Origin of the sequence: Bacillus pfraonensis (assembly GCF_050768835.1) — a bacterium.
Classification (GTDB): Bacteria; Bacillota; Bacilli; order Bacillales; family Bacillaceae_G; genus Bacillus_A; species Bacillus_A pfraonensis.
The window spans coordinates 40,672-53,824 of record NZ_JAHCDO010000004.1 but is presented as its reverse complement, the minus strand read 5'-3'; the positions used below and the strand labels follow the sequence as shown (position 1 = coordinate 53,824).

8 protein-coding genes and 2 pseudogenes are annotated in these 13,153 nt (G+C 34.7%); 1 reads left to right on the top strand and 9 read right to left on the bottom strand.

Annotated features, from left to right (window positions below; translation table 11 throughout):
* Nucleotides 1-13: 13 nt before the first annotated feature.
* Nucleotides 14-1,090: a Ger(x)C family spore germination protein gene (locus KFD70_RS04910; RefSeq protein ID WP_336451070.1), complete on the bottom strand. Its 1,077-nt coding sequence runs from the start codon at nt 1,088-1,090 to the stop codon at nt 14-16.
* Between the two features lie 34 nt (nt 1,091-1,124).
* A complete protein-coding gene (locus KFD70_RS04905; RefSeq protein ID WP_336451069.1) occupies nt 1,125-2,636 on the bottom strand; it encodes a spore germination protein in 1,512 nt (503 codons plus the stop codon).
* 435 nt (nt 2,637-3,071) lie between these two features.
* On the opposite strand from KFD70_RS04905, the gene KFD70_RS04900 reads away from it, so the two are divergent.
* The gene (locus KFD70_RS04900; protein WP_336451068.1) at nt 3,072-4,019 is read left to right on the top strand and encodes a nucleoside hydrolase; all 948 of its coding nucleotides are present in this window, start codon (nt 3,072-3,074) and stop codon (nt 4,017-4,019) included.
* Nucleotides 4,020-4,203: 184 nt separating this feature from the next.
* On the opposite strand, the pseudogene KFD70_RS04895 reads toward KFD70_RS04900, so the two are convergent.
* The 7 genes and pseudogenes from KFD70_RS04895 to tkt form a co-directional block, all read right to left on the bottom strand.
* Nucleotides 4,204-4,407, bottom strand: a pseudogene (locus KFD70_RS04895) (beta-propeller fold lactonase family protein); the annotation flags it as partial.
* Nucleotides 4,408-4,543: 136 nt separating this feature from the next.
* On the bottom strand, nt 4,544-6,067 hold the full coding sequence (gene gntK, locus KFD70_RS04890; RefSeq protein WP_336451400.1) for a gluconokinase: 1,524 nt from the start codon (nt 6,065-6,067) through the stop codon (nt 4,544-4,546).
* A gap of 166 nt (nt 6,068-6,233) precedes the next feature.
* Entirely contained in the window at nt 6,234-7,559 is a 1,326-nt protein-coding gene (gntP, locus tag KFD70_RS04885; RefSeq protein ID WP_336451067.1) for a gluconate permease GntP, read from the bottom strand.
* Nucleotides 7,560-7,825: 266 nt separating this feature from the next.
* The gene (locus KFD70_RS04880) at nt 7,826-9,163 is read right to left on the bottom strand and encodes a glucose-6-phosphate isomerase (protein ID WP_336451066.1); all 1,338 of its coding nucleotides are present in this window, start codon (nt 9,161-9,163) and stop codon (nt 7,826-7,828) included.
* Nucleotides 9,164-9,382: 219 nt separating this feature from the next.
* Complete coding sequence (gene fsa, locus KFD70_RS04875) at nt 9,383-10,051, bottom strand: fructose-6-phosphate aldolase (RefSeq protein ID WP_336451065.1); 669 nt, start codon at nt 10,049-10,051, stop codon at nt 9,383-9,385.
* A 51-nt stretch (nt 10,052-10,102) separates the two neighbouring features.
* A complete protein-coding gene (gene gnd / locus KFD70_RS04870) occupies nt 10,103-10,996 on the bottom strand; it encodes a phosphogluconate dehydrogenase (NAD(+)-dependent, decarboxylating) (protein ID WP_336451064.1) in 894 nt (297 codons plus the stop codon).
* A gap of 127 nt (nt 10,997-11,123) precedes the next feature.
* Nucleotides 11,124-13,120: pseudogene (gene tkt / locus KFD70_RS04865) on the bottom strand (transketolase).
* Between the last annotated feature and the right edge of the window lie 33 nt (nt 13,121-13,153).

The window sequence follows — 13,153 nt, the reverse complement described above, 5'->3', positions numbered from 1 at the left end:
TCACCATTTCAATTTATTCACCAACACCCGATTGTAATAACTTCAACTGTGTTTCCACTTTAAATGTAACTAAGGGATAGATTTTATAAAATTCTTTCTCATTCCAATTACGTTGTCTACCTCTAATAAAATCTCCAATCCCAATTGGGTCTACTTCATACTTTTGTAGCTTTTTTATAAGTCTATATACTTCTTTTGTCTGTTTTATTTCTATCTTTTTGGTTAAGAACTTTATATTATGAGTATTTTTTAAATCTAACCAACTTGGAGAATCCTTAATTAATCCGCTCATTGTAATGTTAACTGTTACTTTAGGCTTAACATCTAAACCACTCGCTTTCATTTTCACCGTACCGTATAAATTATTATAGACAATATACCCTGCTTTATTTTCCTTTTTTATTGGCATTTCAATATTCCCATTCATCCCATGTCCAGAGAGTAACTTAAATGTGAACATCTCATTCTCATTCAAATGTAACTTTAATTTTTCTCCCTTCATAATACCTATCCCATCTATCGCTATAGAATGGTCCTTATTCACTTTTAAATAAGGTAAATAGGCATCCCTACCTTCTCCATAATAATTAAATAAAAACATTTGCACGTTAGTAAGCGGGGAACTTTCTTTTTGTATATTTTGTTTTATTAATTCAAATAGATATAATGCCCCTTCTTTTTTGGCTTCTTTTAATAACTTTTCAGCTGATTTTTCAGCAACAACAATTTGTAAATTACTTCCAATTAATGGGTCGCGGCATATAGCTCGTACAAGGTCAGAAATTCCTTCTTTCGCTATACTTTCTCCAAACATCAAAACTTTTAATTTTCCAATTTCAACTGGAGATGCTGCCTTCCGATTCATTCTACTTAAAATAAGATTCACAGTAGAAGCCTCTGCCCTTAGAAATCCCGCTTTATTTTCCTGACGATTTTGATTGTATTCAGGGTAAAGTGCTGTTCCTGTCAGCTTATCTCCATTTTTATCAAAACCTAATACTTGAATAATATCTAACTTATCGACTTCCTTCATACGAACACATCCACATAAAACGATAACAACAATGGCTAAAATAACAACTTTGTTCATAATAACCTCTCCAAATCTGGATAATTATGATGTATTATTCGTTATTTATATCATCATGATCATTCTCTGAATTATATCTTTTTAATACCTTTGGCTTTAGATATCTTAACCTGTTCGTCGTATTTTTATAGGAGGAACGAATAAAATTATCGGCATAATCAGATTTCCTAAAAGGGTACATAGGAACCATATAGGGTGTTCCAAGAGATTTTAATCGCATTAAATGAGTTAATAAAAAAACAATACTAAGTATAATTCCAAATCCACCCCAGAGAGATGCAGCAAATATAAATGGAAATCTTAATAAACGAATTGTATTAGACATCTTAAAAATCGGTGTTGTAAATGATGCTAAAGCTGACAGAGAAACTGTGATAAGAAGGATCGTACTTGTTAGTGCTGCTTCAACAGAAGCTTGTCCGATAACAATTCCTCCTACGATACCTAAAGTCTGGCCAATTTTCGTTGGCAATCTCGCTCCTGCTTCTCGTAATAATTCAATTGTTATTTCTAAAAATATTACTTCTAATACTGGTGGAAAAGGAACGTTTGCCCTAGAACTTACAATAGGACCTAGTAAATCCATTGGAATAATTTCATAGTGATACGTTAAAACAGCAACATAAATGGGTGTTGAAAATATAGAAAAAATGACACCAAATATTCTTATAATCCGAAAAAAAGAACCGATGATCCAAGGTAAATAATAATCTTCGGGAGAAATAAAAAAATCCATAATAGTAGCTGGCCCTGTAATAGCATATGGTGAGCCATTACTCATTATTGCAACTTGCCCGTTAATGAGAGCATATATAACACGATCAATTCTTTCAGTTGAAAGAAATAACGGAAAAGGAGTATTAGAATTATCCGTTATTATTTGATCAATTTGAGAACTATCAAAAACTACATCAAAATCAATATTTCCTAATCTTTCTCTAACGGTATTAATATGTTCTGGATTCGTCACACCATTTAAATAGAAAATCAAGACTTTAGTTTTCGACATAGAACCTACTGTTATTTCCTCAAAAATTAAATTTGATGTTACTATTTGTTTTCTCAACAAATGAATATTTACATCAATGTTTTCAACAAGCCCTATTTTAGGTCCTACCACACTAAATTCATTCTCAGTTTCGTTATTTTCTCTTAATCCCAAGCTTGCATTCTCAACATTAATTAATGCACAAAGAACATCCGTTTCTCTAAGTTGAATAACGACAAATCCTTGATTTAACTTTAATTCGATTTCTTCAACATCATCAGTAATTATAATATCTTCTAAAGGTATACAACTTCTTAATTGCTCTAAAGTATTTATATTATGTATATTACGTTGAATAGATGCTAATAAAACCCTCTGAAATTTTTCTCCCTCTATTAGTGTGCTATAGTAACTAATAAACAAAAAATCTGAATGCTCCGAGGGAGAGAATTGTTTAAAATCCATTGACTTCTTAGCTGTTTCAAAAATCTGATAAACATTTTTCTTCTGTTCTTTTTTTGCTTTGCTTTTTAAAACAGTAGCAATCCACTCTTTCACTCCTCCTTCCCCTCCCTACATACTTGAAACTACATTAAAAGTATTATTCTCTTCAACATAAAATATATGCACTACAAAGAAATGCTATCTAACTTATGTTTATAAAGTTAAGAAATTCCTTATGCTTAAGAAAATCTAGGAAAGATATGGCTTTAAAATAAATATTGATTGAAAGTTCCTCCTTTAATCAATATGAATCCTTTTCCCTTTATTTTTATATGAACATTCTATACTTATAAAAAAGCTTGGTTAGACTCACTTAAAGCTCTGTAATTAAACGGAAAAAAGTATCATGCATTTCAAACATATATTGTAAAAGCATTACATGTTATTAGTGTCATTAATATTTACTGGTTCCAAGGAATAAATTAATCAAACCGAAATATATATTGCTTAGAAAAGTATCAAACAATATATAATGAAAGAGGCAAAATGATGAAACAAAAAATTTTACTTTTTGGTGATTTTGGAATTGATGATGCAATAGCACTCATATATTCTTTTTTTACTAAAGAAATTGAAATAGTCGGGATAGTAGCAGATTATGGAAATGTACCAAGAGAAAAAGTTCTTAAAAATATAAATTACTTAAAGTACTTATCAGGGAAGAAAGGTATACCTGTCTATGAAGGAGCATCCTGTACCCTAACAGGTATTACAGCAGAATATTATTCAGATGTACATGGTCCCGAAGGTTTAGGGCCAATTATTACCCCATCAATAAATTATCCAATTTACCCCCTACATATGGTACTAGATTTGGTAGAGAAAAACATAAACGATTTAACAATTGTTAATGTTGGAAGGCTTACCTCCCTAGCAACAACATTTGTTTTAGGATTACAACTTATGCAAGAAGCAAAAGAATATTTATTAATGGGTGGAGCCTTTTTTTACCCAGGGAATGTCACAGCATCTGCAGAAGCTAATTTTCATAGTGATCCGTATGCAGCCAATATTATCATTACTTATGCCAAAAATTTAACAGTTATCCCTTTGAATGTCACACAAAGAGCTCTTATTACACCTCAACAAGTCGAACAGATTGATTATTTTCATCAGAAGACAAAAGATCCAATAGGTTTAATTATTAAACCATTATTAAATTTTTATTATCAATTTTATTCACAAAGCGTACCTGGAATTCTAGGGAGCCCCTTACATGATGTATTTCCAATTTGGTATTTATTAAATAGAAACAAGGTAACTATAAGAGACCTGCCCATTAAAATTGTAGTTGATCGAGGAGATGCTTTCGGACAAAGTTTAGGTGATTTTAGGAGTAAGCCTACCCTAGACTTTGTTAAGCATAAAGTGGCTCTTAACTTTAATGAATTTGAATTTACAAGTGATATTTTAAGGACATTCCTAAAAATTAGATAAGTTATTTCAAACAATTTATATTAGTTTAAATCCATATTCTAGACAAAAAAAGTATATTTAATCCTTCTCAACGAAGTTATTTTTTGTCTTTCGTCGAATGAAAATATCGTACTTCGCATGACAAAGATATTTAAATCATTTTTAATAATTAGGGTATTCATAACACAAATGTTTAGTTTTTCTCACCGGCTTCCCCTTCCTTTATAACAGAATAGAGATATTGATTACTTTGGTTAATGGTTAAATATGTAGGGTTATCCAGATTTGCTACTGGTCTTACATTACTAATTTTTTTCATTTCTGTTTCTAAAGTAAAAGTATATATCCCTTTGCTGTCTCCTCTAGTATAAGTTCCAATATATCCAATAAGTTCTTTGTTATTCATCATTATTATAAACCGCTCCCCCTATAGTTTTATTCATCATACTTCTTAATAAATAGTCTTAAAATAATTTATAAAGAGGTATCCCAAAAGACTCTGAGTACCTCTTTATAAATTATCATATTTTTCTACTGAATAGCCTCTAAACCCATTTTTTCTGAAAAGCTGCTATACTTTCATATTCTTCTTCCAAGTGACGGGACAGGCGAATATAGATAGGTGCTAAATCTTTATATTTTTCCACACTTTCCATGTTTGGCTCGTGATAATAATTTGCACCTACCATTTCAGAAACTACATGTAATGTATCTATTTCACCTAGACTATATAAACCAAGTATAGCAGCTCCCAAGCAAGAGCTTTCGAAACTTTCAGGAACATATACGTCTTGATGAAAAATATCCGCCATCATCTGTCTCCAAAGTTCTGACCTTGCAAAGCCTCCAGTCGCTTGAATTTTTCTCGGTTCGCCAATTAGCTCTTTTAAAGCAAGAAGAACAGTATATAAGTTATAAATTATCCCCTCTAAAACAGCACGAATAAGATGTTCTTTCTTATGATGTAATCCTAGTCCAAAGAAAGATCCTCGCGCATTTGCATTCCATAAAGGAGCTCTTTCCCCTGCTAGATACGGATGAAATAATAAACCATCAGATCCAGGATTAACTTTTGCTGCTATTTCAGTAAGCACTTCATATGGGTCTTTCCCTAAACGCTTCGCAAGTTCAATTTCTGAAGTACCTAATTGGTCACGAGCCCACCTGAAAATCATACCACCGTTATTAACTGGCCCACCAATTACCCAATGCTCCTCAGTTAGCGCATAACAAAAAATCCTTCCCTTAGGATCTGATACAGGACGATTCGTTACAGCGCGTATCGCACCACTTGTACCAATTGTAACGGCCACAACTCCAGGCTCTATCGCATTTACCCCTAAATTAGATAGTACTCCATCACTAGCTCCTACTACAAAGGGAGTAGAAACAGGTAAATTCATCTCTCTTGCAAGATTTTCATCTAATCCTCTCAAGCTGAACGTTGTTGGAACCAGTTTAGAAAGCTGGCCTTCTGAAATCCCTGCAACATGAAGAGCTTCTTCATCCCATTTTAACGATTTTAAATTGAGCATCCCTGTAGCCGATGCTATCGAATGATCAATTACGTATTCCTTAAATAACTTATAGAAAATATACTCTTTGATAGAAATGAATTTATAGCTTTTTGCAAATAATTCTGCATGCTCGTTCTGAAGCCAAACTAATTTCGAAAGCGGTGACATAGGATGGATTGGTGTCCCTGTACGAAGGTAAATTTCATGGCCATTCATCTCATTCTTTATTCTCTGAGCCCATTCTGAGCTTCTGTTATCTGCCCAAGTGATACATTTTGTTAATGGAGTTCCCTCTTTATCTACAGCAATGATGCTATGCATTGCCGAACTAAAAGAAACACAAAGAATATCAATCGGCTGTATATTACTTGATTGTATAGTTACTTTAATCGTATTTATCACCGCTTGAAAAATCTCTTCCGGATCTTGTTCTGCTGTTTCTGGTGTTGGAGAATATAAAGGATATTCAATTCCATGACTCGCAATAACAGATCCATCAATCGAAAATAGAACTGATTTTGTACTAGTTGTCCCTATATCTACACCAATCATATATTTTGAGCTCACTACTTCTTCCTCCTAACAAAAAATCGCAACATTATATCAATAATGTAAGAAGTCTAAACATATATCCAAACTTCTTACATTGGTTTTCTCTATTAATAAAATAGTTTGTGCTAAAATTCCCTTTGAAAATTCGTATAAAAATATGCCTATTTTAAACAAACATATCAAGTAGTAAAACTCCTACAAAAGCAATAAATGAAAGTAATGTTTCTAATACCGTCCATGTTTTAAATGTTTCTTTCACTGTTAATCCTAGGTATTCTTTTACCATCCAAAACCCAGCATCATTTACGTGTGAAAACATTAGTGCTCCTGCACCCGTTGCAATGACAAGTAGCTCTAAGTTCACACCTGACAAATGTTCAACAACTGGCGAAACGATACCTGCTGCTGTTGTTAAGGCGACTGTCGCTGACCCTGTCGCAATTCGAATTAATCCAGCTACCATAAACGCTAATACAATTGGAGATAGTGCTAAATGCTCGGACATTTGAGCAATAGAATTACCCACGCCACTATCGATAAGAATTTGCTTAAATCCGCCACCAGCACCAATAATCGCAACAATAGAACCAATTGGTAACAAGCTGTCTTCTGTTATCTTCTTAATAGCCTTTTTATCGATACCTTGACGAAATCCAAGAAAATAGAATGCTGCAAAACATGCAATCAAAAGTGCAATTACAGGACTACCAATTAATGTGACAATCTTCATCAAAGTATTAGAAATGGGAACATAGGGAGCACCTGCTGCTAAAACCATTAATATAACAGGTAACAAAATAATAAAAAACGAAACTCCCGTTCCTGGTAATTTTGTTGATTTTGTATTTACACGGATTAATTCCGGCTCATTTTCGGGAATTACACGTTTATGAATCCACTTTGCAAATATAGGACCTGCAATAATAGCTGCAACAAACGTAATAATGAGTGAATAAAGAAGGACCTTCCCAAGATTCGCTTTATAAATACCTATTGCAACTATTGCCCCTGGATGCGGAGGGACAAGGCCATGTACTACGGATAACCCAGCAATCGCTGGTAACGCTATCAATAGAATATTTTGTTTCGTTGTTTTGTGAATTGAAATCACCAAAGGCAATAATATTAAAATACCCACTTCAAAAAATACTGGAATCCCAATAATAAAACCTGCGATTAACATTGCCCATGGTAAATTTTTTATGCCAAAGGATTTAACAAAGAAATCTGCCACTTGCATTCCAGCACCTGACTCTGCCATCATTTTCCCTAAAATTGTACCTAATACTAGAATTCCCACTAAATGTCCTAGAACACTCCCAACTCCCGTTTCATAAGCACTAACTATCTTATCCATTGACATCCCAGACATAACTGCTAAAAACAAACTTGCAATTGTTAAACTAATAAACGCATGCCATTTCCACAACGACACCCCTAAAATAACAATTACAATTGATAATAATGTAATAATTAAAAGATACATATCCATACTCAATTCCACCTTATGTGCCCTCTGTAAACCCTTTCAAAAATACCTGTGAGGATAAATCTTCCCATAGCTAAAGAGAACCCACAAAATTCTTTCTTGAGTAAGGGCTATATTTGAATTATTAATATTATTTACACATACACCTATACATAATTGAAGGCATCTTCACAAAATAATGATTTATAGGAAAAAGGAATCTCCCTTATCAGATTTACATTTTGGCGGGCTTCACTGACAAGGGGATTTTCCCTTTGATAACTATAATGTTATTTTGATAAACGTTTCATGAGTTCAGATTTTTCTGCTTCAAAACCCGGCTTACCCAGTAAGGCAAACATATTCTTTTTATATGCTTCAACTCCTGGCTGGTTAAACGGATTTACCCCCAGTAACAATCCACTAATTCCACAAGCTTTCTCAAAGAAATAAACCATTTCACCAAACGTAAATGCGTTTATTTCATCCAATTCAACAACCATATTCGGCACTCCACCATCTACATGAGCTAATACTGTCCCTTGGAATGCTTTTTTATTAATTTCATCCATTGTTTTTCCAGATAAAAAATTTAAACCATCAAGGTTTGCTGAATCTTTTTGAACAGTTAACTCAATACGTGGTTTCTTAACCTGCAATACCGTTTCAATCAGATCCCGTCTTCCTTCCTGAACATATTGTCCCATGGAATGCAAATCGGTTGTAAAATCAACTGAAGCAGGGAAAAGCCCTTTTTGATCTTTCCCTTCACTTTCTCCAAAAAGTTGCTTCCACCACTCTGATACATAATGAAGAGAGGGTTCATAGTTCACCAAAAGCTCAATAGATTTCCCTTTACGGTAAAGAGCATTTCGCACGGCAGCATATTGGTAACTTTCATTTGTGGAGAGATCAGAATTATTATATTTACGAGCGGCAGCAGCTGCCCCTTCCATCATTTGATCAATATTAAGTCCTGCTACAGCGATTGGTAAGAGACCTACTGCAGTCAGCACAGAATATCGCCCACCGACATCATCAGGAATAACAAATGTTTCATAGCCTTCCTCATCTGCCAATTTTTTTAGTGCTCCTTGCGCTCGATCAGTAGTAGCATAGATGCGTTTTCTTGCTTCTTCTTTCCCATATTTTTTCTCCATATAGTCCCGGAAAATGCGGAAAGCAATAGCAGGTTCTGTTGTTGTACCTGATTTAGAAATAACGTTAATAGAGATATCTTTACCTTCTAATAAATCTAATAAATGTGAAACATAGGTAGAACTAATATTCTGTCCCGCAAAATATACTTGAGTTGTACCATTCATTTGATTATGAAAAGTATGAGACAATGCTTCGATTGCAGCTCGTGCACCTAGATAAGATCCCCCAATACCAATTACAACTAGAACATCAGAATTGCTACGAATTCTTTCAGCGGCTTTTTTAATTCTCGAGAACTCTTCTTTATCATATTGATGTGGTAAATCTACCCACCCAAGAAAATCAGCTCCTGGTCCTTTTTTTTCATGAAGCATATTATGAGCTACTTTCACGAATCTACTTAAATAATCTACTTCGTTTTGTTTCATAAATGATAATACGTTTGAGTAATCAAAAGAAATAGTCATACAGCCTTTCTCCTTTGTATCGATTTATATTTGTTATAGTAAGACTTGCACTTTTTCTTTAACTTATTTAATAAACTTTTTAACATAAAAGGCATTAGGGAGACTTTATAAAAAACACCGTATTTATATGGGAATAGCCCCCCTCCTCCTTTTGGAGGTTGTTCTTAAAGAAACCAACGCTCCAAAAGGAATAATCGCCTCTTCTTATAGTAGATGATTTTAGTTTTTAGGTGCTTTTTCCCAATCCGCAGCAAACTTTTCAATACCTTGGTCTGTTAGTGGATGCATAGCAAGTTGTTCAATCACTTTATAAGGAATTGTTGCAATGTGAGCACCTGCCATCGCTACACGAGTTACATGATCTGGGTGTCGAACAGAAGCCGCAATGATTTGTGTATCTAATTGATGAACACGGAATAATTCAGCAATTTTAGCAACTAATTGTACGCCATCTTCAGAAATATCATCTAAACGACCTAAAAATGGAGAAACATACGTTGCACCTGCTCGAGCAGCTAAAAGAGCTTGGTTCACAGTGAAAATAAGTGTAACGTTTGTTTTAACACCTTTTTCAGTAAGGTGTCGACAAGCTTCTAATCCTGCTAGCGTCATCGGAAGTTTTATGGTGATGTTTTTATCGCCACCGTTAATTTTAATCAGTTCTTCTGCTTGGACGATCATTTCTTCAGCTGTAACAGCATCTGGAGTTACTTCTGCTGAAACAGACTCAACACCAGGTACTGCCTGACAAATTTCTGCAATACGATCTTCAAATTTGATGCCCTCTTTTGCTACTAAAGAAGGATTTGTTGTAACACCAGCTAAAACTCCCAGTTTATATGCTTTTTTTATGTCCTCAAGATTTGCAGTATCAATAAAAAACTTCATAATTAATTCCCTCCATTTTTTATACGTTAACGAGTTGCAATTTTAAGATTTTTATTTCTTTTCTACTGCATGTCCGCCAAATTCATTGCGCAGAGCTGCTACAACTTTTCCTGTAAACGTATCATTTTCTAATGAGCGGTAGCGCATTAATAAAGACATCGCGATAACAGGAGTTGCTGTTTGAAGGTCTAATGCTGTTTCTACTGTCCATTTTCCTTCACCAGAAGAATGCATAACTCCCTTAATTTCATCCAGTTTTGCATCTTTAGAAAATGCATTTTCAGTCAATTCCATTAACCATGAGCGAATTACTGAACCGTTGTTCCATACCCTTGATACTTTTTCATAATCGTAGTCAAATTCACTTTTCTCTAAAATCTCAAATCCTTCACCAATGGCAGCCATCATACCGTATTCAATTCCGTTGTGAACCATTTTTAAAAAGTGACCACTACCAGCTTTTCCTGCATATAAGTATCCATTTTCTACAGCTGTATCTCGGAAGATAGGTTCAACTATTTCCCAAGCTTCTTGATCTCCTCCAATCATGTAACAAGCACCATTACGAGCGCCTTCCATTCCGCCAGAAGTTCCTGCATCCATAAAGTGAATGCCATCTTTCTTTAGTTGCTCATATCGGCGAATAGACTCTTTATAATGTGAATTACCAGCTTCAATTAAAATATCTCCTTTTGATAACAGCGGTGTAACTTCACTAATAACAGAATCAACAACAGCGTGCGGAACCATAACCCAAAGAATTCTTGGTGATTGTAACGACTGAACAAGTTCATTTAAACTAGATGTACCTGTCGCCCCATACTCTTTCATTTCTTCCACTGCACTCGTATTTAAATCGAATGCTGCTACTTGATGTTTATGATCAATTAAATTTTTTCCTAAATTTAATCCCATTTTACCTAAACCAATTAATCCTACTTGCATAATATAATTCCTCCTTAAATTTTCTTTTATCAAATATATAAATGACTACAATCATGAATACCTTTTTGTCATATCATGTTCAATACTTATAAGTTGATATTTCCGCAAAGGTATTCATAGTCATAGCTTAAGACTTCAATACATTTTGTGTAATTTGAACAACATTTTCTGTCGTAAATCCAAATAAATTCATGACTTCAGCTCCAGTTCCTGAAGCACCAAATGTTTCAATTGATAGTACTTTCCCTTCCTGTCCTACATAACGCTCCCACCCAAGAGATACACCCATCTCAAGAGATACTCGTTTTGTTACATAAGACGGAAGAACTAATTCTTTATATTCTTTCGATTGACGATCGAATAACTCCCAGCTCGGCATTGCAACGATACGAACAGAAATATGTTCTTTTTCTAATTTTGCTTTCGCACTAACAGCCAAGGATACTTCAGAACCTGTCGCAATTAAAATAACATCCGGATTTTCATTTGTTTGAGTTAATATATAAGCTCCTTTAGAAAGATTTTCTATGTTCGCTTTCGTTTCATCAAACACCGGTAAATTTTGACGGCTAAGCACTAAAACCACTGGACCATCCAATTGCTGTAAAGCATAAGCCCAAGCACTCGCTGTTTCATTTGCATCGGACGGGCGGATTACTGTTAGATCAGGAATTGCCCGAAGAGCTGCCAAGTGTTCAATCGGTTCATGCGTTGAACCATCTTCTCCTACAGCAATCGAATCATGTGTAAATACATAAGTAACGGGTAATTTTTGCAATGCTGCCAATCGAATAGATGGACGGAGATAATCGTTAAATACAAAGAATGTACTTACGAAAGGTTTTACTCCTCCATGAAGTGCCATCCCATTAGCTGCCGCTCCCATTGCATGCTCACGTACACCGAAGTATACATTTCGACCAGCAAACGATTCTACTGCATACACTGCTTCACCTTTCATATCTGTCATAGTGGAATGCGAAAGATCCGCACTTCCACCAAAAATAGAAGGAATCGATTTCACATAATGATTAATAGCTTCTCCACTTGCAACACGAGTTGAAATAGTTTTTTCAGTATCAAAGGATAGAATGTCATTCGCTTCAATTAAAACCTCACCTGTAATCGCTTTTTCTAGTTCATCTGCTAGTGTAGGATTCGTTTCTCTATATAAATTGAACTGCTGATTCCAATGGTTCTCTTTTTCAATACCTTTTTGTTTAAGTTCATTAAAATGGGCTTTTACTTCTTCAGGCACAAAGAAATCGTCCTCATAATTCCAACCATACACTTGTTTTGTCGCTGTCGCCTCTTCTACTCCAAGCGGATTACCATGTGCTTTGTTTGTTCCAGCAACTTTTGGACTTCCATAACCTATAATTGTTCTGACTTCTATAAGAGTAGGTTGGTCCTTATTTTCTTTTGCTAATTTAATGGCTCTTGTGATAGCCTCAACATCGTTTCCATCCTCAACCCTTATATACTGCCACTGTACAGATTCTGCCCTTTTCTGAATGTTTTCAGAGAAAGCAATGTTTAATTCACCATCAAGTGAAATTTCATTTGAATCATATAGTACAATTAACTTACCAAGTTTCATATGCCCTGCCATTGACATCGCTTCATAAGAGATACCCTCCATTAAGTCACCATCTCCAACTAAAGCATAAGTATTGTGATTTATAATAGAGTGACCATCCTTATTAAACTTCGCTGCTAAATGAGCTTCCGCCATTGCCATTCCTACAGCATTTGCAATCCCCCTTGTCCAAGTGGTCCTGTAGTTGCTTCAACTCCAGGAGTATGACCAAATTCGGGATGTCCAGGTGTTGTACTATTTAACTTTCTGAAACTTTTCAAGTCATCAATTGAAACGTCATATCCAGCTAAATGAAGTAGACTATATAATAGACTGGATCCATGTCCCGCTGATAAAACAAAACGATCACGGTTAAACCATTCTGGATTTTTAGGATTGTAATTTAAATGATTTGCCCATAATGCATAAGCCATCGGTGCTGCTCCCATTGGAAGACCTGGATGACCTGAATTTGCCTCATTAATAGCATCAATAGATAACGTACGAAGTGTATTCACTGCTAATTGATTTATGTTTTGTGCCATAGTAATTTTCCCCCTAAATACCTTTCATTTAAG

Excerpts from the sequence above, each read along its gene's own strand:
- KFD70_RS04910 (WP_336451070.1), bottom strand. The coding sequence starts at position 1,090 with ATGAACAAAGTTGTTATTTTAGCCATTGTTGTTATCGTTTTATGTGGA.
- KFD70_RS04900 (WP_336451068.1), top strand. The coding sequence starts at position 3,072 with ATGAAACAAAAAATTTTACTTTTTGGTGATTTTGGAATTGATGATGCA.
- gntK (WP_336451400.1), bottom strand. The coding sequence starts at position 6,067 with ATGATTGGTGTAGATATAGGGACAACTAGTACAAAATCAGTTCTATTT.
- gntP (WP_336451067.1), bottom strand. The coding sequence starts at position 7,559 with ATGGATATGTATCTTTTAATTATTACATTATTATCAATTGTAATTGTT.
- KFD70_RS04880 (WP_336451066.1), bottom strand. The coding sequence starts at position 9,163 with ATGACTATTTCTTTTGATTACTCAAACGTATTATCATTTATGAAACAA.
- fsa (WP_336451065.1), bottom strand. The coding sequence starts at position 10,051 with ATGAAGTTTTTTATTGATACTGCAAATCTTGAGGACATAAAAAAAGCA.
- gnd (WP_336451064.1), bottom strand. The coding sequence starts at position 10,996 with ATGCAAGTAGGATTAATTGGTTTAGGTAAAATGGGATTAAATTTAGGA.